The 24,848-nt window shown below is 63.1% G+C and carries 22 protein-coding genes; 13 read left to right on the top strand and 9 right to left on the bottom strand.

Features of this window, described 5'->3' with window-relative positions; translation table 11 throughout:
• Window positions 1-5: 5 nt before the first annotated feature.
• Complete coding sequence (locus BCA01S_RS20025; protein ID WP_425176770.1) at window positions 6-572, top strand: YidB family protein; 567 nt, start codon at window positions 6-8, stop codon at window positions 570-572.
• Window positions 573-793: 221 nt separating this feature from the next.
• Here the strand turns inward: BCA01S_RS20025 and clpB are convergent, their stop codons facing one another.
• Window positions 794-3,391: an ATP-dependent chaperone ClpB gene (gene clpB / locus BCA01S_RS20030; protein WP_020065836.1), complete on the bottom strand. Its 2,598-nt coding sequence runs from the start codon at window positions 3,389-3,391 to the stop codon at window positions 794-796.
• 131 nt (window positions 3,392-3,522) lie between these two features.
• Window positions 3,523-4,032, bottom strand: coding sequence for an Rrf2 family transcriptional regulator (locus BCA01S_RS20035; RefSeq protein ID WP_027778432.1), 510 nt, complete (start codon window positions 4,030-4,032; stop codon window positions 3,523-3,525).
• A gap of 297 nt (window positions 4,033-4,329) precedes the next feature.
• Here BCA01S_RS20035 and BCA01S_RS20040 point away from each other — a divergent pair, with 297 nt between their 5' ends.
• The gene (locus BCA01S_RS20040; protein WP_027778433.1) at window positions 4,330-4,872 is read left to right on the top strand and encodes a group III truncated hemoglobin; all 543 of its coding nucleotides are present in this window, start codon (window positions 4,330-4,332) and stop codon (window positions 4,870-4,872) included.
• A gap of 89 nt (window positions 4,873-4,961) precedes the next feature.
• Here the strand turns inward: BCA01S_RS20040 and moaE are convergent, their stop codons facing one another.
• The 6 genes from moaE to BCA01S_RS20070 all read right to left on the bottom strand — a co-directional run bounded on the left by moaE (window position 4,962) and on the right by BCA01S_RS20070 (window position 11,487).
• Complete coding sequence (gene moaE, locus BCA01S_RS20045; RefSeq protein ID WP_027778434.1) at window positions 4,962-5,438, bottom strand: molybdopterin synthase catalytic subunit MoaE; 477 nt, start codon at window positions 5,436-5,438, stop codon at window positions 4,962-4,964.
• A gap of 17 nt (window positions 5,439-5,455) precedes the next feature.
• Entirely contained in the window at window positions 5,456-5,713 is a 258-nt protein-coding gene (gene moaD, locus BCA01S_RS20050; RefSeq protein WP_027778435.1) for a molybdopterin converting factor subunit 1, read from the bottom strand.
• 24 nt (window positions 5,714-5,737) lie between these two features.
• The gene (locus BCA01S_RS20055; protein WP_027778436.1) at window positions 5,738-7,060 is read right to left on the bottom strand and encodes a molybdopterin molybdotransferase MoeA; all 1,323 of its coding nucleotides are present in this window, start codon (window positions 7,058-7,060) and stop codon (window positions 5,738-5,740) included.
• A gap of 227 nt (window positions 7,061-7,287) precedes the next feature.
• Window positions 7,288-8,739, bottom strand: coding sequence for a threonine synthase (thrC, locus tag BCA01S_RS20060; protein ID WP_027778437.1), 1,452 nt, complete (start codon window positions 8,737-8,739; stop codon window positions 7,288-7,290).
• Window positions 8,740-8,747: 8 nt separating this feature from the next.
• Window positions 8,748-10,079, bottom strand: a complete 1,332-nt coding sequence (locus BCA01S_RS20065) for a homoserine dehydrogenase (protein WP_027778438.1) — start codon at window positions 10,077-10,079, stop codon at window positions 8,748-8,750.
• Between the two features lie 160 nt (window positions 10,080-10,239).
• Window positions 10,240-11,487 (bottom strand): pyridoxal phosphate-dependent aminotransferase, encoded by a 1,248-nt coding sequence (locus BCA01S_RS20070; protein WP_027778439.1) that lies wholly within the window; start codon window positions 11,485-11,487, stop codon window positions 10,240-10,242.
• Between the two features lie 569 nt (window positions 11,488-12,056).
• Here BCA01S_RS20070 and BCA01S_RS20075 point away from each other — a divergent pair.
• The 11 genes from BCA01S_RS20075 to BCA01S_RS20140 all read left to right on the top strand — a co-directional run bounded on the left by BCA01S_RS20075 (window position 12,057) and on the right by BCA01S_RS20140 (window position 24,568).
• Window positions 12,057-12,431 (top strand): Mth938-like domain-containing protein, encoded by a 375-nt coding sequence (locus BCA01S_RS20075; RefSeq protein ID WP_027778440.1) that lies wholly within the window; start codon window positions 12,057-12,059, stop codon window positions 12,429-12,431.
• A gap of 427 nt (window positions 12,432-12,858) precedes the next feature.
• Complete coding sequence (locus BCA01S_RS20085) at window positions 12,859-14,580, top strand: ArnT family glycosyltransferase (RefSeq protein ID WP_027778441.1); 1,722 nt, start codon at window positions 12,859-12,861, stop codon at window positions 14,578-14,580.
• 25 nt (window positions 14,581-14,605) lie between these two features.
• The gene (locus BCA01S_RS20090; protein WP_027778442.1) at window positions 14,606-14,977 is read left to right on the top strand and encodes an SMR family transporter; all 372 of its coding nucleotides are present in this window, start codon (window positions 14,606-14,608) and stop codon (window positions 14,975-14,977) included.
• A gap of 196 nt (window positions 14,978-15,173) precedes the next feature.
• The gene (locus tag BCA01S_RS20095) at window positions 15,174-16,334 is read left to right on the top strand and encodes a DegT/DnrJ/EryC1/StrS family aminotransferase (RefSeq protein WP_027778443.1); all 1,161 of its coding nucleotides are present in this window, start codon (window positions 15,174-15,176) and stop codon (window positions 16,332-16,334) included.
• 6 nt (window positions 16,335-16,340) lie between these two features.
• The gene (locus BCA01S_RS20100) at window positions 16,341-17,393 is read left to right on the top strand and encodes a glycosyltransferase (protein ID WP_027778444.1); all 1,053 of its coding nucleotides are present in this window, start codon (window positions 16,341-16,343) and stop codon (window positions 17,391-17,393) included.
• The gene (locus BCA01S_RS20105) at window positions 17,390-18,325 is read left to right on the top strand and encodes a formyltransferase (protein ID WP_027778445.1); all 936 of its coding nucleotides are present in this window, start codon (window positions 17,390-17,392) and stop codon (window positions 18,323-18,325) included. Before BCA01S_RS20100 ends, BCA01S_RS20105 begins: the two co-directional genes overlap by 4 nt.
• Window positions 18,322-19,368: a bifunctional UDP-4-keto-pentose/UDP-xylose synthase gene (locus BCA01S_RS20110; RefSeq protein WP_020065820.1), complete on the top strand. Its 1,047-nt coding sequence runs from the start codon at window positions 18,322-18,324 to the stop codon at window positions 19,366-19,368. Before BCA01S_RS20105 ends, BCA01S_RS20110 begins: the two co-directional genes overlap by 4 nt.
• Window positions 19,369-19,378: 10 nt before the next feature.
• Window positions 19,379-20,272, top strand: a complete 894-nt coding sequence (locus tag BCA01S_RS20115; RefSeq protein ID WP_027778446.1) for a polysaccharide deacetylase family protein — start codon at window positions 19,379-19,381, stop codon at window positions 20,270-20,272.
• Between the two features lie 183 nt (window positions 20,273-20,455).
• Window positions 20,456-20,917: a peroxiredoxin gene (locus BCA01S_RS20120; RefSeq protein ID WP_027778447.1), complete on the top strand. Its 462-nt coding sequence runs from the start codon at window positions 20,456-20,458 to the stop codon at window positions 20,915-20,917.
• A gap of 355 nt (window positions 20,918-21,272) precedes the next feature.
• A complete protein-coding gene (locus BCA01S_RS20130) occupies window positions 21,273-23,135 on the top strand; it encodes a PhoH family protein (protein ID WP_027778448.1) in 1,863 nt (620 codons plus the stop codon).
• 203 nt (window positions 23,136-23,338) lie between these two features.
• On the top strand, window positions 23,339-24,568 hold the full coding sequence (locus BCA01S_RS20140; RefSeq protein ID WP_027778449.1) for an NlpC/P60 family protein: 1,230 nt from the start codon (window positions 23,339-23,341) through the stop codon (window positions 24,566-24,568).
• A gap of 101 nt (window positions 24,569-24,669) precedes the next feature.
• Here BCA01S_RS20140 and BCA01S_RS38025 read toward each other — a convergent pair whose 3' ends face one another.
• The gene (locus BCA01S_RS38025) at window positions 24,670-24,819 is read right to left on the bottom strand and encodes a hypothetical protein (RefSeq protein ID WP_156955068.1); all 150 of its coding nucleotides are present in this window, start codon (window positions 24,817-24,819) and stop codon (window positions 24,670-24,672) included.
• Between the last annotated feature and the right edge of the window lie 29 nt (window positions 24,820-24,848).

Raw genomic sequence — 24,848 nt, forward strand, 5'->3', positions numbered from 1 at the left:
TTTCGGTGCAATCCGCGCGATCCGCGTGTGACGAGCATGCCGCGCCTGCCGGCAATGCGCCTGCCTTCCCCGACGCCGCGCAGCCGCGCGGCGCGTCACCCGCCGACCCGTCATCGACGTGTCGGCATTCAAGAGAGACCGTCATGAGCCTACTCGACACCCTCGGTTCCCTGGTTGGCAAATCGCCCGAAGGCGGCGGCCAGCAAGCGCTGATCGCCGCCGCACTCGAATTCGTCAATAGCCAGCCGGGCGGCCTGAACGGCCTGATCCAGCGCTTCCAGGAGAAGGGCCTCGGCGACGTCGTATCGTCGTGGGTCAGCAACGGCGAGAACCAGCCGATTGCAGCCGATGCTTTGCACAGCGTGCTCGGATCCGAAGCCGTCACCGGACTTGCCGCCAAAGCCGGCGTGCAACCGGATCAGGTCACCGGCCTGCTCTCGCAGATCCTGCCCCACGTGGTCAACGCCGCGACGCCAGACGGCGAAGTGCCGGCCGAAGGCAAGCTGAACGCGACCACCGTGCTTGGCGCGCTCGGCGGCCTGTCCGCGCTGTTCGGCAAGGGCACTGCGTAAAGGCATTGCGTAAAGGCACTGCGTAAGCGCGCTGATCGACGCAAGCACTACCTTGCCTGTCCATTGAGCAGGCAAAAAAAAGCGGCAACGAAGGTGACTTCGTTGCCGCTTTTTCATGTGCGAAGCTAGCGTGACACGTCGCTCGGCGTAGCGGGCTTCAAATCACATAATGCGTGGGCCAACGCGCCGCATTAATACGACGCGCGAACACACGACATCGATTAGTGCACCACTCGCTCGAACACCAGGTTGCCATCTTCCAGTTCGACCGGAATGACGTCCTTCGGACCGAACTTGCCAGCCAGAATCAGCTTGGCGACCGGGTTCTCGATCTCCTGCTGGATTGCGCGCTTCAACGGCCGCGCGCCGAACAGCGGATCATAGCCGACCTTGCCGACGTGCTCCAGCGCCTCGTCCGACACCACCAGTTGCATGTCGAGCTTGGCGAGTCGCTCGTGCAGACGCTGCAGCTGGATTCGCGCGATGGACTGCACGTTCGAACGATCGAGCGCATGGAACACCACGACGTCGTCGATACGGTTCAGGAACTCGGGGCGGAAGTGCAGCTTCACCTCTTCCCACACCGCGTCTTTCACCGCTTCCTGCGGTTCGCCGACCATCGCCTGAATGACCTGCGAACCGAGGTTCGACGTCATCACGATCACCGTGTTCTTGAAGTCCACGGTACGGCCCTGGCCATCGGTCATGCGGCCGTCGTCGAGCACCTGCAGCAGCACGTTGAACACGTCCGGATGCGCTTTCTCGATTTCGTCGAGCAGAATCACGCTATACGGCTTGCGGCGCACGGCCTCCGTCAGATAACCGCCCTCTTCGTAGCCCACATATCCGGGCGGCGCGCCGATTAAACGCGCGACGCTGTGCTTCTCCATGAATTCACTCATGTCGATGCGGATCAAGTGATCTTCCGAATCGAACAGGAACGCCGCCAGCGCCTTGCACAACTCGGTCTTACCTACGCCGGTCGGCCCGAGGAACAGGAACGAACCGTACGGACGGTTAGGATCCGACAGCCCCGCGCGCGAGCGGCGGATCGCATCGGCCACCGCGCTGATCGCCTCGTCCTGACCGATTACCCGCTCATGCAGCTTGTCTTCGATCTGCAGCAGCTTCTCACGCTCGCCCTGCATCATCCGCGAAACCGGAATACCGGTAGAGCGCGACACGACTTCCGCGATTTCCTCCGCGCCGACCTGCGTGCGCAACAGACGCGGACGCGTAGGATTGTTCTGCTCCTTCGCTTCGGCCTGGGTGACTTCCTTCAACTGCGCCTCGAGGCCCGGCAGTTTGCCGTATTGCAATTCCGCGACCTTTTCCAGCTTGCCTTCACGCTGCAAGCGCGTGATTTCCGCGCGCGTCTTGTCGATCTCTTCCTTCAGTTGCGCGCTGCCCTGCACCGCTGCCTTTTCCGCAGTCCAGATTTCTTCGAGGTCCGAATATTCGCGATCGAGCCGCTCGATTTCTTCCTCGATCAGTTGCAGACGCTTTTGCGACGCTTCGTCCTTCTCCTTCTTGACGGCTTCGCGTTCGATCTTCAGCTGGATCAAGCGACGGTCGAGCCGGTCCATCTCTTCGGGCTTCGAGTCGATTTCCATCTTGATCTTCGACGCCGCTTCGTCGATCAGGTCGATTGCCTTGTCCGGCAGGAAACGATCGGTGATGTAGCGATGCGACAGTTCCGCCGCCGCGACAATGGCCGGGTCGGTGATGTCCACGCCATGGTGCAGCTCGTACTTCTCCTGCAAGCCGCGCAGAATCGCGATCGTGGCTTCGACCGTCGGCTCGTCGACGAGCACCTTCTGGAAGCGGCGTTCGAGCGCCGCATCCTTTTCGATGTACTTGCGATATTCGTCGAGCGTGGTCGCGCCGACGCAATGCAGTTCGCCGCGCGAGAGCGCCGGCTTCAGCATGTTGCCCGCGTCCATCGCGCCTTCGGCCTTGCCCGCGCCGACCATCGTGTGAATTTCGTCGATAAATACGATGGTTTGCCCTTCGTCTTTCGCGATGTCGTTCAGCACAGCCTTCAGGCGCTCTTCGAATTCGCCGCGATATTTCGCGCCCGCCAGCAATGCAGCCATGTCGAGCGACAGCACCCGCTTGCCCTTGAGCGTTTCGGGCACTTCGCCGTTGACGATCCGCTGCGCGAGCCCTTCGACGATCGCCGTCTTGCCCACGCCCGGCTCGCCGATCAGCACCGGATTGTTCTTCGTGCGACGTTGCAGAATCTGAATGGACCGGCGGATTTCGTCGTCACGGCCGATCACCGGGTCGAGCTTGCCGGCGCGCGCGCGCTCGGTCAGGTCGACCGTGTACTTCTTCAGCGCCTCGCGCTGGCTTTCGGCGTCCTGGCTGTGCACTTGCGAGCCGCCACGCACAGCGGCAATCGCGCTTTCGAGCGACTTGCGCGACAAGCCATGCTGGCGCGCGAGGCGGCCGGCTTCGCCCTTGTCGTCCGCGATCGCGAGCAGGAACATTTCGCTTGCGATGAACGTGTCGTTGAGCTTTTGCGCTTCCTTGTCGGCCTGATTCAGCAGTCCCGTGAGTTCGCGGCCGATCTGCACGTTGCCGTCCGTGCCTTGCACTTGCGGCAAACGCGTGATGGCGTCGTCGAGCGCGGTTTGCAGCGCCTGAACATGCACGCCTGCGCGCGAAAGCAGCGAGCGGGCGGAGCCGTCCTGCTGCGCGACCAACGCCGCCAGGACATGAACGGGTTCGATGTATTGATTGTCATGGCCGACCGCGAGACTCTGCGCGTCCGCCAGCGCTTCCTGGAATTTAGTGGTGAGTTTGTCGATTCTCATGCGAGACCTCCAATTTCGATTACCACTAAAATGAGGCGTTTTATTCAGGTTTCAAGCGCTTTTTTAACGTCACGACGGAGTTTTTAACATCTCCCGCGAAGAAAATGCGCGGCCGTGTATCACAGCCGCGCTCAGGAAATCGGTACGGGCTTGTCGCTCGCCGCCATGACAGGCGCCAACGGCACGACCGGAATGACCGTGCGAATGCCGAGCAGCGCCGCCAGCGGACCTTGGGGACCCGCCACTTCGTCGATCGTATGGCGATCGAGTTCTGTGAGAAAAGCATGACGCGCCGCCTCGAGCGCGCCGCGCAGCCGGCACTGGGGCGTAATGACGCACGGTCGGCGTTCGCCGTTCTGATCTGGCAGGCAGGCCACCAGCGCGAAGTCGCTTTCCGTTGCGCGCACGACCTCGCCGACCGTCAGCGAACGGGTTCGCCCGGCAAGCCGCAAGCCGCCGTTGCGGCCGCGCACGGTTTCCACCCAGCCGAGTTCGCTCAGCTGCTGCACCACTTTCATCAGGTGATTCTTGGAGATGCCGTACGCCTGCGATATGTCCTGAATGGTCGATAGGCCCTCGCCCCGAACCGCGAGGTATAACAGGACGCGCAGCGAGTAGTCGGTGTAGTCGGTCAGTCTCATAGGTGCAGTATCGCAATGAGCGCAAGCCGCGATCCGTGGGATAACCGCGTCGATGCAAGGGTTGCCGGAGGCCGCAGCTTCGCCATAAGATGCAGATGGCGCATATTTATTATGCTGCTTGAGTAAAAGTTGGGCGTTCGCGCCCATGGTAGCGTTTTCCGCCGCGCCCAGTCGCAGGAAAAGCGCGCTTTTTTCAGTCCATTTCGGTGGAACTCGCCCTATGTCCGGCGATTCGTGCCGGTGCGTGGCGCGCTGTGGCAAGCGACGAGCCAATCGTCGCACACTTCCGGAACTTGCATGAAGCCTTCTTTTCCCGCCGCGCCGGTTGTCGAGCGCGCCGCCGAGCCTGATGAAGCCAATATCCGCGAGCTTGTGTACGGTTTCTACGACCGCGTACGGGCAGATCCGCTGCTCGGGCCGGTTTTCGATGCAAAGCTGGCTGGCCGCTGGGACGATCATCTGCCGAAAATGTGCACGTTCTGGGCGAGTCTGGTGCTGGGCGCAAAGCAGTACCGCGGCAATGTGCAGCAGGCGCATCAGCCGCTCGAAGGGATCGAGCCGCAGCATTTCAGCCGCTGGCTGTATCTGTTCCTCGACACTGTCGAGTCCCGTTATGAGCCGGCCGCCGCGGTCCGCTTCATGGAACCGGCGCTGCGCATCGCACAGAGTTTGCAATTGAGCCGTTTTGGTTGGGACTACAAGATTCCGGCAGAACAACAGGCGTTGCTCGAACGCGTGGCGCCAAAGCGCTCTGCCCGCGGCGATGAGCCGCAGCTTCCCGCGCGGCCCACGGGGGAGCCGTTTCCGACGCGCATTATCGGGCGGGCACGCGACGAGTGACGACGAGCGACGGTGAGTGACGGCCCGAGCAGCACGCCTCGTCATGCTGCCTCAGAACCCGACGCTCATGCGACGAGCGCGGCAAACGCCTACTCCGAAGATCCGTTCCCGGATTCGATGCCCCATCGCGCGAGCGCAGTATCGTCGGTCACGCGGGCGTCCACCCAGCGCTCGCCCGCTTCGGTTTTCTCCTTTTTCCAGAACGGCGCCTGGGTTTTCAGATAGTCCATCACGAACTCACACGACGCAAACGCATCCCCACGATGCGCGGCCGTGGTCGCCACCAGCACGATCTGGTCGAGCGGATAAAGTTTTCCCACGCGATGCACGATCAGCACCTCGATGCCCGGCCAGCGCCGGCGTGCGCTTTCCACAATCGCTTCGAGCGACTTCTCAGTCATGCCCGGATAATGCTCGAGCTCCATTGCCTCGACTGTGCTGCCCTCGTTCAGATCGCGCACGGTGCCGACGAAGCATGCCACGGCGCCTATCTTCGGATTGCGAGCGCGCAGCGCGGCAACTTCGGCGCTGAGGTCGAAATCTTCGGTCTGGACACGTACGGGCATGGCGGGCTCCTCGCGGTTCAACCGCCGGTGACGGGTGGGAAAAACGCGACCTCGCAACCCTCGGTGATTCGCGTGCCGGCGTTCGTCATGACGTGATTGCAGGCCATGCGCAGCGCGCGGCCTTCCGCGAGCGTGTCGGCCCAGATGCCGCCACGCACACGCAGCCACGCGCGGACGTCGCCGACGGTTGCGACGCCCTCGGGCACGTCAACGGTTTCGTCAGCCAGATCGAGCGCTTCACGCACGCTCGCAAAATATCGCAGTTGAATCTTCATGGGATGCCGCCGGCGTTGCCGGCCTCAATTCAGCAATTCGGAAAAAGGAATGAAACGCACGGTTTCGCCGGCGCTGATCGCATGATTGGGCGGATTGTCAATCAGACCGTCGCCCCATACCGTCGACGTCAGCACGGCCGAGCTCTGGTTCGGAAACAGTTCGAGGCCGCCAGCGCTGTTGATGCGCGCACGCAGGAATTCGTTGCGGCGATCGGCCTTGTTCTGGGTGAAGTCGGCCCGCAACGACAGCGCGCGCGGTGCGACCGCCTGCACTCCCGCAAGCCGCAAAATGAACGGACGCACGAACAACAGAAAGGTCACGAAGCTCGACACAGGGTTGCCGGGCAGACCAATGAAAAACGTTTCGGCCGACGACGGCACAGCCACCGACGCGGCGGCATGCTTCGGATCAGAAGCGTGATTAGCGCTGGCCTCAGCGCTGGCCTCACCACTGCCCACGCCGCGGCGCACGGCGCCGAACGCGAGCGGTTTGCCGGGTTTCATCGCGATCTGCCACATCGCGAGGCGTCCTTCCGCCTCGACGGCCGGCTTCACGTGATCTTCCTCGCCAACGGACACGCCCCCGCACGTCAGGATGAGATCGTGCGCGTGCGCGGCTTCACGCAGCAGGTCGCGCGTCGCATCGAGCCGGTCGGCGACGATGCCAAAGTCGCTCACCTCGCAGCCGAGCTTCTCGAGCAGTCCACGCAGCGTAAAGCGATTCGAGTTGTAAATTGCGCCGGGCTTCAGCGGCTCGCCGGGCATGGTCAACTCGTCTCCGGTGAAGAAAACTGCAACTCTCACCCGACGGCGAACTTCCAGTTCAGCACAACCGACCGACGCGGCAAGCCCCAACGCCTGCGGCGTGAGCCGCGTGCCGGCCGGCAGGATGACCGAGCCGCTTTGAATGTCGGCGCCTTGCGCGGTGATCCATTCGCCGGGCCGGGGACTGTGCAAAATAGTGACCTCATCGCCGTCGGCTTCCGTTTGCTCCTGCATCACGACGGCATCGGCACCCGGCGGCACGGTCGCGCCGGTGAAAATGCGGGCTGCCGTACCGGACTTCAGCGGCTCGGGCGCATGACCGGCGGGGATGCGTTGCGACACCGGCAGACGGCGGTTGCCGTGCGTCGTCACGTCGGCGGCGTGGATCGCGTAGCCATCCATTGAACTGGTGTTCATCGGCGGGACGTCGAGCGGCGAGACGACATCCGCCGCAAGCACGCGGCCCGATGCTTCGAGCGTCGGAATGAATTCGGTGCCGATGACCGGGCTCGCAGCGCTGAGCAGGGTCGCCAATGCGTCGGCGGTGGCGAGCATCGGAGCGCGGGGCGTGGGTGTGGACATCTGGGGTTCGAAGCCGCAGGTTAAAAGAACATTGTAGCGGCCGAAGGCCGAGCCTTGTCACGCCCGCGCTTATTGGAAGCTTTTGCGGCGCGCGGCGGAGTTCTGAGGCGCTCGCCGCAGCGGGTAAGGCAAGCGCGCCGCGTCCAACGCGACCCGACCGCCGGCTCGGCGTCAACACTACCGGCGAGGCATGTCACGCGCGCCGCTGGCCCGCGCGCCAGTCGCAATTACGCGCTCGTATTGGCCACGATGAAGTCCTTCACGCGCTGTGCGTCGGCGGGCAGCACTTCAAAACGCTGCGGCAGCGACTCCAGCCCCGTGAACGCGGCCGGACGCTCGGGCTCGCGCAACAGCGCTTCGCGAATCGTCTCGCCGAACTTGATCGGCTGCGCCGTCTCCAGCACGATCATCGGCACGCCGGGTTGCAGATGTTCGCGCGCCACCTTCAGGCCGTCTGCCGTATGCGTGTCGATCATCGTGTCGTAGCGCTGGAAGACGTCGCGAATCGCTTCAACGCGGTCGTCGTGGCTGCTGCGGCCCGACACGAAGCCGAACTCCTTCACGCGAGCGAAGTCGCCGCTCGCCGCGAGGTCGAAACCGCCCTTCTCCTCGACGTCGCGGAACAACTGCAGCACTCGCGCCGGATCACGGCCGAGCAGATCGAACACGAAACGCTCGAAGTTCGACGCCTTCGAAATGTCCATGCTCGGGCTGCTCGTGTGGTACGTCTCCGCGGCCTTGCGCACGCGGTAGATGCCGGTGCGGAAAAATTCGTCAAGCACGTCGTTCTCGTTCGTAGCCACCACGAGTCTTTCGATCGGCAGACCCATCATGCGCGCGATGTGACCCGCGCACACGTTGCCAAAATTGCCCGACGGCACCGTAAACGACACCCGCTCGTCGTTGCTCTTCGTCGCGGCGAAATAGCCCTTGAAGTAATAAACGACTTGCGCAACGACGCGCGCCCAGTTGATCGAATTGACCGTGCCGATCTTGTACTTCGCCTTGAACGCGTGGTCGTTCGAAACGGCTTTGACGATGTCCTGGCAATCGTCGAACACACCTTCGACCGCGAGGTTGAAAATGTTCGGGTCTTGCAGGCTGTACATCTGAGCGGTCTGGAACGCGCTCATTTTCTTGTGCGGCGACAGCATGAACACGCGAATGCCCTGCTTGCCGCGCATCGCGTATTCGGCGGCGCTGCCGGTGTCACCCGAAGTCGCGCCGAGAATGTTCAGCGTTTCGCCGTGTTTTGCGAGCGCATATTCGAACAGGTTGCCGATCAACTGCATCGCCATGTCCTTGAACGCAAGCGTCGGACCGTTCGACAGCTCCAGCAGCGACAGCGGCGCGCCGTTCTCGACGCCGAGTGTTTTGAGCGGCGTGATCTGCTCCGCACCTTCGTCGTCGCGCACGTTGCAGTATGTTTGCGCCGTGTAGGTCTTCCGGGTCAGCGCGCGCAGGTCTTCAGACGGAATGTCGTCGCTGAACTTCGACAGTATTTCGAAGGCGAGATCTGCATACGGCAGCGTGCGCCAACGCGCGAGTTCATCCGCGCTGACGCGCGGGTATTCGGCCGGCAGGTACAACCCGCCGTCTTTTGCGAGACCGCCGAGCAAAATGTCGGAAAAAGTGTGGCGCTCGCCGGCTCCGGCGCCGCGCGTGGAGAGGTAGTTCATAGTTCGGCCTAGTTCAGCGCTTCCATGCGCAGCTTCGTGACTTGCGAGACAACGGTCTGCAACGCTTCGATCGACCTGATCGCCGCATTGACATTTTTTTCAACCGTTTCGTGCGTGATCAAAATGATGTCGGTCTCGCCCTTGCCGTTTGCATCGACGTGCTCCGATTCCTTTTGCAGGAGCGCGTCGATCGAAATGCCGGTGTCGGCCAGAATGCGCGTGATGTCGGCCAGCACGCCCGTCACGTCGGCGACCCGCAAACGCAGGTAGTAGCCGCTCGTCACTTCGTCGATCGGCAGAATCGGAGTGCTCGACAGGCTATCCGGCTGGAAAGCCAGATGCGGCACGCGATGCTCCGGGTCGGCCGTATGCAGGCGCGTCACGTCGACCAGATCGGCGACCACGGCGGACGCCGTCGGCTCCGCGCCCGCGCCCTTGCCGTAGTAAAGCGTGGTGCCGACTGCGTCGCCGTGCACGACGACCGCGTTCATCGCGCCTTCCACATTGGCGAGCAGGCGCTTTTCCGGAATCAGCGTGGGATGCACGCGCAATTCGATGCCCTTGTCGGTGCGCCGCGCGATGCCGAGCAGCTTGATGCGATAGCCGAGTTCCTCGGCGTATTTAATGTCGATTGCGGCGAGCTTGCTGATGCCTTCCACATACGCGCGGTCGAATTGCACCGGCACGCCGAACGCGATCGCGCTCATGATCGTCGCCTTGTGCGCGGCGTCCACACCTTCGATGTCGAAGGTCGGATCGGCTTCGGCGTAACCCAGTTCCTGCGCGGCCTTCAGCGCGGTCGCGAAGTCGAGCCCGCGGTCGCGCATTTCCGAAAGAATGTAGTTCGTCGTGCCGTTGATGATGCCCGCGATGTACTGGATGCGATTCGCCGTGAGCCCTTCGCGCAGCGCCTTGATGATCGGGATGCCGCCCGCTACCGCCGCCTCGAACGCGACCATCACGCCGTTGGCGCGCGCCGCTTCGAAGATTTCCGTGCCGTGCACCGCGAGCAGCGCCTTGTTGGCCGTGACCACGTGCTTGCGGTTCTTGATTGCGCGCAAAACCAGGTCGCGCGCCACGCCCGTGCCGCCGATCATTTCCGCGACGATGTCGATCGAAGGATCGTCGACCACCGCGTTGAAGTCGTCGGTGAGCGCCACGCTCGCCGCGTCAGCGCCCAGCGCCGCGCTCGCCTTCGCCGGATTGCGCACTGCAATGCGCGACACCTCGATGCCGCGGCCGGCCCGGCGTTTGATTTCTTCCTGATTGCGGCGCAGTACCGTGAAGGTGCCGCTGCCTACCGTGCCGAAGCCCAGCAGTCCAACTTTGATCGGTTCCATGCAGCGTGTTTTCGAGTAAATGTTTAAAAAGTGCCCCCAACCCTGGCGCTTCGCGCGAGGCCCCGAGGGGGTGAGAAAGCTCGGGCGGCCCGGCGTTTTCTCACGAGGAAACGGGTGTCGGATGCAATGCGCCGCCGAAGCGCGAGTCGCCTATTGTGCGCTAGGCCGTGTGACGTTTGCGATAACCGTCCAGAAAACGCGCGATCCGGTTGATGGAATCCGCGAGGTCGTCGACATTCGGCAGGAACACGACGCGGAAATGATCCGGCGTTTTCCAGTTGAAGCCAGTGCCCTGGACCAGCAGCACGCGCTCTTCCAGCAACAGGTCGAGGATGAACTGCTGGTCGTTTTGGATCGGATAAACCTTGGGGTCGAGGCGCGGGAACATGTACAGCGCCGCTTCCGGCTTCACGCAGCTCACGCCGGGGATCGACGTGAGCATGTCGTACGCGAGCTCGCGCTGCTTGTAGAGGCGCCCGCTCGGCACGATCAGGTCGTTGATGCTCTGATAGCCGCCGAGTGCGGTCTGGATCGCGTACTGGCCGGGCACGTTCGGGCACAGGCGCATGGACGCGAGAATGCCGAGCCCTTCGAAGTAGTCTTTCGCGCTGCGGCGGTTCTCGCCGGTCAGGCCCGAGATGAACATCCAGCCCGCGCGGTAGCCGCAGGAGCGGTAGCTCTTCGACAGGCTGTTGAACGTGACCGTCAGCACGTCTTCGGAGAGCGCCGCCATTGACGTATGCGTCTTGCCGTCGTAGATGATCTTGTCGTACACCTCGTCGGCGAAGATCACGAGGCCGTGCTGACGCGCTATCTCGATCAGGCCCAGCAGCAGTTCGTCGGAGTACAGCGCACCGGTCGGGTTGTTCGGGTTGATGACGACGAGCGCGCGCGTGTTCGGCGTGATTTTCGCGCGGATGTCGTCGAGGTCGGGCATCCAGCGGTTGCCTTCGTCGCAGATGTAGTGCACCGGCGTGCCGCCCGAGAGGCTCACGCCGGCCGTCCACAGCGGATAGTCGGGCGCGGGCAGCAGCACTTCGTCGCCGTCGTTCAGGAGCCCCTGCAACGCCATCACGATCAGCTCCGAGGCGCCGTTGCCGATGTAGATGTCATCCAGCTCGACGCCGTGTACGCCCTTTTGCTGCGTGTAATGCATGATCGCCTTGCGCGCGGCGAACACACCTTTGGAGTCGGAGTAGCCGGACGAGCCCGGCAGGTTCAGGATCATGTCCTGAATGATTTCGTCGGGCGCCTCGAAACCGAACGGCGCGAGATTGCCGATGTTCAGCTTGATGATGCGGTGGCCTTCTTCTTCGAGCCGCTTCGCGTGTTCGAGGACGGGCCCGCGAATGTCGTAGCAGACATTCAACAACTTGTTGGATTTGAGAATCGGTTTCACGGCGGGCACTTCATCCTGGTTAATTGGCTTGGAGCCTCGGGCCTGCAGCTTCGGGCGAACGGACACGGGCGCGGGCACCGGCAAACAACTGAACGCCCCGGCCGGGTTCGCGGATACGGGCAAACGGGCGCGGCCGGCGCGGGTTGGGCCGCCCTGCGCGGCCACTTCCCGAGGTTCTGTGCAGAGTCTGCTCGGAGCCCTTTGCGGCGGATTGCGCCGATGCACCAGCGAGACCGGCTAAAGCAGGCTAAAGCGCTCGCTAAAGCGGAACAAAAGCGGACGAAAGCGGGCAAAACCAGGGCGCGTGGCCGATAGACCCGCCCCGGATCGTCAGCGCGGCTTGTGGCGGCGCTTGGCGAGAGGCGCCGCTGGGCGGCTAAAAAGTTATAATTTAGCGGATTTTGGCCGACTTCCGCAATGCACCAACCGTAACGGGACCACAACGAACCGTGACGGAACCGCAACGGGAGCTTTTTTGGCCCTTTCGTGTCCCACTCGCGTCTGACCGCCCGGCTCGTGCTTGCAACGACCAGGCCGCCAACACGCATGATGTCTCGCGACGACTTCGGAAAACGAATTTGAAATTACATCAGGATTCCAGCGGCGCCCTCAATACCGTGACCGGTTACGGCGACGGCTATGTCGAAATCAATCTGGTGCGTCATTCCGGCAGCCTCCTCGTGCTTCCGGAAGCGCCTGTCATTCCCTGGCCTGTCTCGTCCTTCGAGCAACTGAGCCCCGAGCTTTTCTCGATGCTGGTCGAGCCCGCGCCCGAAGTGGTGATCTTCGGCAGCGGCGAGCGGCTGCGGTTTCCGCACCCGCGCCTGACTGCCGCGCTCACCGCCAAACGCATCGGCGTCGAAACGATGGACTTCAAGGCCGCCTGCCGCACGTACAACATCTTGATGGCCGAGGGCCGCAAGGTCGCGGCCGCGCTGCTGATCGAAGGCTAGCGGGCCTCGCAACCGGTGCGCAGACGCCGTAACTGCCGCGTCGGCGGCCTTGGGTCGACCGCCGCGGCGCGAATTGGGCGGATGCGTTCGGCTAGCGTTGCTGTCGTGGCCCGGAGTGCGGACCTCATTGCTGGCGACAGCGCTGCTCCAGGCGCGCTGGGAGAGCGCCTCACGCGACTTGCAGCAGCCCCGCCCTCGCCGGGTCACGGACGATCACGTACACTGCGCGCCATCTATGCGAAGCCGGCGGTGTTGACATTTGCGATTTTGGCGGCGCGCGAAATGCGCCGGCACGTGAGCGGCCATAAGACCTGGCGCGAGCCAAGGCACAGCAGCACAGCAGTGGGCCACGAAGCTCAGGGCCGCCGCCCATTCCGAATAACAACGCAGCGCCGCCCACGCGGCGTTGCCAGAAAGGTTTAAATCGATGAACGATACGCCGTCGAGGCTACCGCTCAACCGCACCGCGATTCTGTTGCTGGTGCTGGCCCTTGCCGTCATCTGGTTCGTGCCGCTCGGGTGGCGCCATCTGTTGCCAAGCGATGAAGGCCGCTACGCCGAAATGGCGCGGGAAATGTTCGTGACCGGCGACTGGATCACGCCGCGCTACAACGGCTACAAATATTTCGAGAAGCCGCCGCTGCAAACGTGGGCGAACGCGCTCACGTTCGCGTGGTTCGGCATCGGCGAATGGCAGGCGCGGCTCTACACGGCGCTCACCGGATTCGCCGGCGTGCTGCTGATCGGCTTCACGGGCGCGCGCGTGTTCAATGCGGCGACCGGCGTGTTTGCAGCGCTGGTGCTCGCGACGTCGCCCTACTGGAACCTGATGGGCCACTTCAACACGCTCGACATGGGCCTGTCGTTCTGGATGGAACTCACGTTGTGCGCATTGCTGCTCGCTCAGCGCCCAAATCTCGAGACCTCCCGTGTGCGCGGCTGGATGTGGCTGTGCTGGGGTTCGATGGCGCTCGCCGTATTGTCGAAGGGCCTCGTCGGCGTCATTCTGCCGGGCGCCGTGCTGGTGATCTACACGCTGGTCGCGCGCGACTGGGCGGTGTGGAAGCGCCTGCATCTGATTGGCGGCCTCATCGTGTTCTTCGCGATCGTCACGCCGTGGTTCGTGCTGGTGCAGCAGCGCAATCCCGAGTTCCTCAACTTCTTCTTCATCGTTCAGCAGTTCAAGCGGTACCTGACGCCCGAGCAGAACCGTCCCGGGCCGTTCTATTATTTCGTGCCGGTGCTGATCGTCGGCTTCCTGCCCTGGCTCTCGGTGGTACTGCAGAGTGTGCGTCACGCGTGGCGCCTGCCGCGCCAGCCGAATGGCTTCGCGCCGGTCACGATGATGCTGGTCTGGACCGGCTTCATCTTCCTCTTCTTCAGCGCGTCGCATTCCAAGCTGCTCTCGTACACGCTCCCGATCGCGCCGCCCATCGCGCTTCTGATCGGAATGTACCTGCCGCTCGTCACGCGGGACCAGTGGCGCCGCCATCTCGCCGGCTATGCACTATTTCTCGTAGTCGCTGCATTCGCCGCGCTCTTTCTGCCGCGCTTCGGTAGCCAGCGCAATCCCGCCGAACTGTACGCGCAGTACCGCACGTGGGTACTGGCCGCCCTTGCCGTCGCGTTCGTGCTGACGCTCGCCGCACTGTGGCTCAATCGCCGCAGCCGCGCCGGCAGCCTCGGCACGATCGCGAGTTTCGGCGCGGCGTGGCTGTTGCTCGGCACGATCGCCGGCATCGGTCACGACGTGTTCGGCCGCCTCAGTTCCGGCGCGCCGCTCGCGCCCGCTATCAAGGCGCAGATGGCGAAGTTGCCGGCCGACACGCCGTTCTACTCGGTCGGCGTGCTCGACCACACGCTGCCGTTCTACATCGGCCATACGATGACGATGGTCGAACACCCCGATGAACTTGCGTTCGGCGTGTCGGTGGAACCGCAGAAATGGCTGCCGTCGGTCGAGGCGTGGGTCGAGCGCTGGAAGGCCGACCGCTACGCACTCGCACTGATTCCGCCCTCCACTTACGAGCGGCTCCTGAAAGAAGGCCTGCCGATGCAGGTCGTTGCCCAGGACTCGCGCCGCGTCGTCGTAATGAAGCCGCTCGCAGCGGGCGCGGTGGCCGCGCCGGTGGAAAAAACCCAGCAGTGACCCCATATCAGGACCTGAACGACCGATGAACCCCATTTCCCTCTTTTGCATTCTCGCCGGCGTCGCGTTGAACGCCGGCGCGCAGTTGCTGCTCAAAGCCGGAACGAATGCGGTTGGACACTTCGAATTCACCCGTGCGAACATCGTGCCGGTTGCCTTTCGCATTGCGACGCAGCCGCCGATCATCGGCGGTGTGGCCTGCTATGTGATCAGCCTGGCCGTCTGGATCGTCGGGCTGTCGCGCGTGGATGTGTCGATTGCCTATCCGATGCTGTCGCTCGGCTATGTCGTCAACGCTTTCGCCGCGTGGTATCTGTTCGGCGAGGTGCTGTCGGTGCAGAAACTGGTCGGCATCGGCGTCATTCTGGTGGGCGTGGTGATAGTCGCGCGCAGCTAGCGCACCACGAACGAACCGCAGCAAAGCTGCCGCAAAGATAGCGTAAGCCGGCATCCGCACTGGCTAAGCAAAACGTAAGGTTGATCGCGGTATGCTCCGCGGTTTGCACCCTTTTTAGCCTTGGCCCGGATTTGCGCGTAGTGTGTGTTCACCGCGCCCCTTCAGGCCGCGGCCCTTTCGATCGAGCGAAGTATTCATGACCCAGTCAACCGTTCCGCCTCTGCCGTTCCTGCCGTTCGTCAAGCCGGAGATCGATGAAGAAACGATCCGCGGTGTAGCCGACGTTCTGCGCTCGGGCTGGATCACCACCGGCCCGCAGAACCAGAAGTTCGAGGCGGCGCTCTCTGAATTCTGCGGCGGCCGTCCCGTGCGCACGTTCAACTCCGGTACGGCGACGCTCGAGATCGGACTGCGCATTGCCGGCGTGGGCGAAGGCGACGAAGTGATCACGACGCCCGCCTCGTGGGTGTCGACCAGCAACGTCATTTACGAAGTCGGCGCGACGCCGGTATTCGCCGACATCGACCCGGTCACGCGCAACATCGACCTCGACAAGCTCGAGAAGGCGATCACGCCGCGCACCAAAGCGCTGATTCCGGTTTATCTGTCTGGCCTGCCCGTCGACATGGACCGCCTGTACGCGATTGCGCGCGAGCACAAACTGCGTGTGGTGGAAGACGCCGCGCAGGCGTTCGGCTCGACGTGGAACGGCAAGCGCATCGGCGCGATCGGCGACATGGTCTCGTTCAGCTTTCACGCGAACAAGAACCTCACGTCGATCGAAGGCGGCGCACTCGTACTGAACGACGAGAACGAAGCCGTCCTCGCACAAAAATACCGGCTGCAGGGCATCACCCGCACGGGCTTCGACGGCATGGACTGCGACGTGCTCGGCGGCAAATACAATCTGACGGACGTCGCCGCGCGCGTGGGCCTCGGTCAGTTGCCGCACCTCGAACGCTTTCTCGCACAACGCAGGAAACTGGCGCGCGCATACTTCGCCGGCTTCGAGGGTGGCGCCGCACTGAAGCTGGGCGTTGGACTGCCTTTCGCCGACTTCGAGAACAGCAACTGGCACATGTTCCAGATCACATTGCCGCTGGAGAAGCTTTCAATCGACCGCGCCGGTTTCATGGGCCAGTTGAAAGAACGCGGCATCGGTTCGGGCGTGCACTATCCGGCCATTCATCTGTTCTCGCTGTACCGCGCGCGCGGCTTCACGGAAGGCATGTTCCCGCACGCCGAGCGTTTCGGCGCGACGAACGTCACGTTGCCGCTCTTCACACTGATGAACGAAGGCGACGTAGAGCGCGTGTGCCGCGCGGTCAACGAAATTTGCGAACAATACGGAAAATAAGCGGAAATGATTTATACGGAACAACGCGCCGTCGCACCGGAAGTGTCGATCATCATTCCGGTGTACAACGAGGAAGCCGGGCTTGCGGCGCTATTCGCGCGGCTCTATCCGGCGCTCGACGCGCTCGGCACGTCTTATGAAGTGATCTTCATCAACGACGGCAGCCGCGACAAATCCGCCGCGCTGCTCGCCGAGCAGTTCCGCGCGCGCCCCGACACGACCCGCGTCATCCTGCTGAACGGCAACTACGGGCAGCACATGGCGATTCTCGCGGGCTTCGAACAGTCGCGCGGCGAAATCGTCATTACGCTCGACGCCGACCTGCAAAACCCGCCGGAAGAAATCGGCAAGCTGGTCAACAAGATGCGCGAAGGCTTCGACTACGTCGGCACGATTCGCCTGCAACGTCAGGACAGCTTGTGGCGCCGCAAGGCTTCGCGCGTGATGAACCGGCTGCGCGAGCGCATCACGCGCATCAAGATGACCGATCAGGGCTGCATGCTGCGCGCGTACAGCCGTCACATCATCGACACGATCAATCGCTGCGGCGAAATCAACACGTTCATTCCGGCGCTTGCGTACACGTTCGCGCAGAATCCCGTCGAGATCGAAGTCGCGCACGAGGAGCGCTTTGCCGGCGAATCGAAGTACTCGCTTTATTCGTTGATCCGCCTGAATTTCGACCTCGTGACCGGCTTTTCAGTCGTGCCGCTGCAGTGGCTGTCGTTCATCGGCGTGATCCTGTCGCTCGGCTCCGCGGCATTGTTCGTGCTGCTGCTGATACGGCGGTTCATCATCGGGGCGGAAGTTCAGGGTGTGTTCACGCTCTTCGCCATTACGTTCTTCCTGCTCGGCGTGATCATCTTCGCGCTCGGGCTGCTCGGCGAATATATCGGCCGGATCTATCAACAGGTGCGCGCGCGCCCGCGCTATCTGGTGCAGACCATTCTCGAACAGCGCGACGGCGCGGCCGCGGTTGAAATGCCGCGTCAAACCGTCGTGCAGGCGATTCAACCGGCACCGCTCGCCGACCATCACGACGAGGGCCCGAACCGATGAAACCGCGCGCCGTCGTATTCGCGTATCACAACGTCGGCGTGCGCTGCCTGCAGGTGCTGCTCGCGCGCGGCGTCGACGTGGCGCTCGTCGTCACACACGAAGACAGCCCTACCGAAAACATCTGGTTCGGCAGCGTGGCGACGGTCGCGGCCGGGCACGGCATTCCTGTGGTGACGCCCGCGGACCCGAAGAGTCCCGAATTGCGAGCGGCCGTCAGCGCGGCACATCCCGACTTCATCTTCTCGTTCTACTACCGCCACATGCTGCCGGTCGACCTGCTCGCGCTCGCCGCGCGCGGGGCTTACAACATGCATGGCTCGCTATTGCCGAAGTACCGCGGCCGCGTGCCCACCAACTGGGCGGTGCTGCACGGCGAAACCGAAACCGGCGCGACGCTGCACGAAATGGCCGCGAAGCCTGACGCGGGCGCAATCATCGCGCAAACGCCGGTGCCGATTCTGCCCGACGACACGGCGGCGCAAGTGTTCGACAAAGTCACGGTGGCCGCGGAGCAGACGCTGTGGCGCGTCCTGCCGGCGTTGCTCGCCGGCGAAGCGCCGCATCTGCCGAACGATCTCTCGCACGGCAGCTACTACGGCGGGCGCAAGCCGGAGGACGGCCGCATCGACTGGACACAGCCGGCTCAACAGGTCTACAACCTGATCCGCGCGGTCGCGCCGCCCTATCCCGGCGCGTTCACCGACATCGACGGCCGGCGTTTCGTCGTCGCGCGCGCGCGGCTTGCGGCGCCGGGCGCGCTTCGCCCGGATTTGCCGCCGGGCCTGCACGTAGGCGATAATGGCGTTTTCGCGATATGCGGCGACGGTCGCGCGATCGCCATCCACGAATTGCGGCATCAGCACGACGGCACTGAAACCGTCGTCACTCCGGCCACATTCGCCCAGCTCATTCAAACTCCCCGACATTTATGAAGAAAGTCCTGATCCTGGGTGTGAACGGCTTCATCGGCCATCACCTGTCCAAACGCATTCTCGAAACGACCGATTGGGAAGTTTTCGGAATGGACATGCAGACCGAACGTCTGGGCGATCTCATCAATCATGAGCGGATGCACTTTTTTGAAGGCGACATCACGATCAACAAGGAGTGGGTCGAATATCACGTCAAGAAGTGCGATGTGATTCTGCCGCTGGTCGCGATCGCCACGCCGGCTACCTACGTGAAGCAGCCGCTGCGCGTGTTCGAACTCGACTTCGAAGCGAACCTGCCGATTGTGCGTTCGGCGGTCAAGTACGGCAAGCATCTGGTATTTCCGTCGACCTCCGAGGTCTACGGCATGTGCACGGACGAGCAATTCGATCCGGAAGAATCGCAACTGTCGTACGGTCCGATCAACAAGCCGCGCTGGATCTACGCGTGCTCGAAGCAGTTGATGGACCGCGTGATCTGGGGCTACGGCATGGAGGGTTTGAACTTCACGCTGTTCCGTCCGTTCAACTGGATCGGCCCGGGCCTCGACTCGATCTACACGCCGAAGGAAGGCAGCTCGCGCGTGGTCACGCAGTTCCTCGGCCACATCGTGCGGGGCGAGAACATCAGCCTCGTCGACGGCGGCGCACAAAAGCGCGCGTTTACGGATATCGACGACGGCATCGGCGCGCTGATGAAAATCATCGAGAACAAGGACGGCGTTGCAACGGGCAAGATCTACAACATCGGCAACCCGACCAATAACTTCTCGGTGCGTGAACTCGCGCACAAGATGCTGACGCTCGCCGCGGAATTTCCGGAATACGCGGACACCGCGAAAAAAGTCCAACTGGTCGAAACGTCGTCGGGCGCGTATTACGGCGCCGGTTATCAGGACGTACAGAATCGCGTGCCGAAGATCGACAATACGATGCAGGAACTCGGCTGGGCGCCGAAGTCCACCTTCGACGAAGCGCTGCGCAAGATTTTCGAAGCGTATCGCGGCCACGTCGGCGAAGCACGCGCGCTCGTCGAACAGCAGTAAGGGCTGATCCTTGGCCCGAATCGTCCTGAAGATCGACGTCGACACGCTGCGCGGCACACGCGAAGGCGTGCCGAATCTCGCGCGTATTTTCGACCGCTTCAAGGCCCGCGCTACTTTCCTCTTCAGCCTCGGCCCCGATCACACAGGTTGGGCGATGCGCCGTGTGCTGCGGCCGGGCTTTTTGCAGAAGGTGTCGCGCACGTCGGTGGTCGAGCACTACGGGCTCAAGCAGTTGATGTACGGCGTGCTGCTGCCGGGGCCGGACATTGGAGCCAAGGCGTCGGCGGAAATGCGGGCGATCCACGAAGCCGGTTTCGAGTGCGGCATTCATACCTGGGATCACGTGTACTGGCAGGACAACGTGCGCTCGAAAGATCGCGCGTGGACGTCGGCGCAAATGCAGAAAAGCCACGACCGTTTCATCGACATCTTCGGTGCGCCGCCCGTCACGCATGGCGCGGCCGGATGGCAGATGAACGGCCATGCGTTCGAGCAGATCGACGCGTGGGGCATGCACTACGCGTCTGACGGCCGGGGCCATTCGCCGTATGTCCCTGTGGTCGACGGAAGAACGCTCGCGCATGTGCAGATGCCGACCACGCTGCCAACGCTGGACGAAGTACTCGGCGTGGACGGCGTGGACGAACACAACGTCGCGGCCTTCATGCTGAAGCACACAGAAAAGAATCCGCACGATCAGGTGTTCACACTGCACGCGGAACTCGAGGGCCAGAAGCTCGCGCCGATCTTCGAACAGTTACTGGAAGGCTGGCGTACACAGGGCCACACGTTCGCGACCATGGGCGATTACTACGCCACGCTGGACCGCGGCGCGCTGCCATCGTACCCTGTTACGTGGGGCGAAATTCCAGGGCGCTCCGGCGAGCTGATCGTCCAGCCGTGACTGGCCGCCCCGCATGCTGACTTCACGCAGCCGTTGAGTTGCTGTCCGGCAGCCCGCCCTGACGACCCAACCGCCACGCGAGAACATGCGCGCACCGGTAGCCCCTTCCCCAACTCGATGCCAGGCCGACGCCGCCTTGTCGGATTCACACCGCGCCGCCGCCTATAACAACCGGAGAACCTCGTGTCCATCGCAGTCGACCAACCCATCCCCGACTTCACCGCTCCCGCCACCGGAGGCGAGATCACGCTGTCCAAACTGCGGGGCAAGAAGGTGGTGCTGTATTTCTATCCGAAGGACAACACGCCCGGCTGCACGACCGAAGGTCTGCAGTTCCGCGATCTCTATCCGAAGTTCAAGAAGGCCGGCGCGGAAATCATCGGCGTGTCGCGCGACAGCCTGCGCTCGCATGAGAACTTCAAGGCAAAGCTCGAATTGCCGTTCCCGCTGATCTCCGACCCGGAAGAAAAGCTGTGCGCGCTCTTCAACGTCATCAAAATGAAGAAAATGTATGGCAAAGAAGTACGGGGAATCGAGCGCTCCACGTTTCTCATCGATAGTGACGGTGTGCTGCGCACGGAGTGGCGTGGCGTGAAAGTGCCCGGGCATGTCGACGAGATTCTGGAGGCTGTACAAGCGCTTTGAGGCGCGTTATATTGGGTTGCAATGAGTGCCTGTCCACCCCAAAATTTTCGTCGCTGCGCCACATTCGACGGCTGCTTTGCCGGATTTATCAGGTCCGTCGGAGTCGTCAGGCGCAATGCGAACACCGTAGGCGAGCCGCTTGCCCCGTACGCCGGGGCGGCGGCTTTTTTATTGCGCGCAGCCGTTCGTTCACTCGGCCGCGCGTTTATCGTTAAGGAGCCGATCGAAGACCAGGCGAACCGGCATCTCTAGACCGAATGCGCGCCTCCGGGCGCAAACTGCGTGCGCAACATCGGCACGGGCAGAATGCGACAGGCGGCGCACGATATGTGACCCGATTATTTCGAGGGAAACCATGCCTTTGCCTACCCCCCCCAGCAAGCTCGGCAATCTCCTGCCGCCTGACGAATACAAAGCCAAAGCCGCCACACCGGCGCGCCCCGCTTCGAAGAAACAGGCCGAAGGCGAATCCGCGGAGCCGGCCGATTACGGCCGCGCGAACGTCGCCACACCCATGGCGCACGCGGCCAATGCCGCGACCACGTTGCGACCGGTGCCGGCATCGTCGGCGGCCGTAACGGGGACCGCAGCCGACGAGGCCGCTCAGGCACGCGGCGCGTCGGGCTCCGGCCGCAAGACGAGGCAAACCGCCGCGCTGCTGCAACCGGTTCCCGCTGCCCGTCCGCACGCCGAACCCGCCGCCGAGCCGCAGCCGGCCGTCGCACGCACGCCGAGCGCGAAGCAGCCCACGGCGAGTACGCCGGCCGCCGCGCCTACCGCGCGCGGCACGAGTAAAAAACGCGGCACCGCCGCCGAGCCGGTCGAAGTCCAGAAGCTCTTCGTGCTGGACACGAACGTGCTGATGCACGACCCGAGCTGCCTGTTCCGTTTCGAGGAACACGACGTCTATCTGCCGATGATGACGTTGGAAGAACTCGACAACCATAAGAAAGGCATGTCGGAAGTCGCGCGCAACGCTCGCCAGGTGAGCCGCACGCTGGACGCACTGGTGGCGAACGCGGGCAACATGTCTGAGGGCATTTCGCTCGCGCGTCTGGGCAGCCGCGAGGCGTCCGGGCGTCTGTACTTCCAGACCAAGCTGACCGCGATCGAACCGGTTGAAGGTCTGCCGGAAGGCAAGGCCGATAACCAGATTCTCGGCGTCGTGCGCGCGTTGCAGCGCGACCGGTCGGATCGCCAGGTCGTGTTGGTGTCGAAAGACATCAATATGCGCATCAAGGCGCACGCGCTGGGCTTGCCCGCCGAAGACTACTTCAACGACCAGGTGCTCGAAGACAGCGACCTGCTGTATTCGGGCATCCGCGCGCTGCCGCAGGACTTCTGGACGAGGCACGCGAAGGGCATGGAGAGCTGGCAGGACACCAAGACGGGTACCACGTATTACCGTGTGACCGGTCCGCTGTGCCCGTCGATGCTCGTCAACGAATTCGTTTATCTCGAGCCGCAGAACGGCGAGCCGGCGTTCCACGCGCTAGTGCGCGAGTTGAACGGCAAAACAGCGCTGCTGCAAACGCTGCGTGACTATGGCCACCACAAAAACAACGTGTGGGGCATTACGGCACGCAACCGCGAGCAGAACTTCGCGCTGAATCTGTTGATGAACCCCGAGATCGACTTCGTGACGCTGCTCGGCCAGGCCGGCACCGGCAAGACACTCGTTGCGCTCGCGGCAGGTCTCGCACAAGTGCTTGACGACAAGCGCTACAACGAGATCATCGTGACGCGCGCCACGGTGCCGGTTGGCGAAGACATCGGCTTTCTGCCGGGCACGGAAGAGGAAAAAATGCAGCCGTGGATGGGCGCGTTCGACGACAACCTCGAAGTGCTGCAGAAAACCGACGACGCAGCCGGCGAATGGGGCCGTGCCGCGACTCAGGAACTGATCCGCTCGCGCCTGAAGATCAAGAGCATGAACTTCATGCGCGGACGGACGTTCGTCGACAAGTATCTGATCATCGACGAGGCGCAGAACCTGACGCCCAAGCAGATGAAAACGCTGGTCACCCGCGCGGGTCCCGGCACGAAGATCATCTGCCTCGGCAATATCGCCCAGATCGACACACCTTATCTGACGGAAGGCAGTTCGGGCTTGACGTATGTGGTCGACCGTTTCAAGGGTTGGGCGCACAGCGGTCATGTGACGCTCGCCCGCGGCGAACGCTCGCGCCTCGCCGATTACGCGTCCGAAATCCTTTAAGATTCAATTAGCTGGCTGGACCTCGGAGCCGCGCCCGGAACTTTCCGGGCGCGGCTTTTTCATTGCCGCGGCGTCTTTGGCCAGCAACACTTAGCGCACGAACTTCAAGTAATTTGTCAAGAATTCTTGCCGCTTCCGCATTTCACCGGCTACCATCCGGACATCGTCCGTCATTAAACGAGCGTTTACCGCTTTACTCTTTCATGCGCCGACTTGCGTTCTCGCTGCTGACCGTGTTGTTGCTCGCCGCCTGTGCCGGCGCGCCGCAGAAGACGTCGTCGCGCGGTTCGTCAAGTGCCGTTACCGTCGCAAACGGGGCGTACCGCGCGCCGCCACCGGGTTTCCCCAACTTCGTCGACCACAGCATTGGCCGCGAGGAAATTTCTATTCAGGCAATGAGCCTTGTCGGCGTGCCCTACCGTTGGGGCGGCAACACGCCCGATAGCGGCTTTGATTGCAGTGGCCTGGTTCGCTATGTGGTGTCGCGCGCGGCTTCAGTGAATTTGCCCCGCACGACCGCCGATATGAGCGGACGCGGCGAATCGGTCGAACCGGACGAGATCGCGCCGGGCGATCTGATTTTCTTCAACACGACCGGGCGCGCGCACTCGCACGTAGGCATCTATGTAGGCAAGCTGCGCTTTGTAAACGCACCGTCGACGGGCGGCACTGTGCGGCTCGATTATTTGACCAATCCCTATTGGGCGAAGCGCTTCGACGGCATTCGCCGGGTGGCCGGACCGGCCGCGAAGCCGGTGCCGTTCGACGCGCCTAGCTACCAGGCGGCGGCGCCTCAGACGGAGCGTGCGGTAACACAGGCGGCGAGCACGGCAGATCGAAGCGGCGAAGCGCCGGCGGCGAACGCACCGTTGGCTGCGTCCCGAGCAGTTCCCGTCTATGCGACCGGTTCGTCGCCCTCCCCAGTAACGTCTCGCGCAGTCGCCGAGCCGCGCGCGCCAGCGACTGCGGCGGCCGAGCCGGCCCTTGCGGCCACGGCGGTCACGCGCGGGCCGCAGGCGGATCCCTTTGAACCTCCGCCGCCTGCTATGAGCGCGGCGCAAATTCAGGCGCGCGCAGCAGGCGCAGTGTCGCCGACGCCTGCTCTGTCGGCTCAGGCCAGTGGGTATGACGGCGGTGCGAGCGCACCGGATCAGCGGCAAGCCGCTGCAGGTACCCCGCCAGTTTCCCAAACGGCCACCGCGCGAGGAGCCGATGCAATCGACGCAGCCGCCGATGCGTTCGAGCCGCCACCGCCCCCTTCAGTCGCAGCACGTCAGGCACGCCAGGCGCGGCAGGCAGATGCGGCAGAACGCGCACCGGCCGATAACGGCGGCGTGCAGATCATGCGAGCCTCGACGGCCTCACGAGGCCTCGCTGCCCCATCGCAAACGAACGACGACCCGATCGCCCGGTTTGCCAACGGAAACTTCTAGCTAGCCGACTTATCTGGCCGGTGCGCTGTCACGCATGCGCACGGCTGAAATGGCTATGGACCATTGGCATCGCGAGGGGTCACAACGCGGCCGCATTTTCTTCAAGGCGAGCAGTCGCTCGACATACGCGCTTGCCCTTCTTCGACGTCGGCGAATACATTAATCGCAGCCCACGGCATCAGATCGTTCAGACGCGCCTCGGTGAAGCACTGATACTTGCCGTGACGTGGGCGGGAACTCGACGTATTCAATCAGCCGCTCGGCGACCATGCGATCCAGT

Source organism: Paraburkholderia caledonica NBRC 102488 (assembly GCF_000685095.1).
GTDB lineage: Bacteria > Pseudomonadota > Gammaproteobacteria > Burkholderiales > Burkholderiaceae > Paraburkholderia > Paraburkholderia caledonica.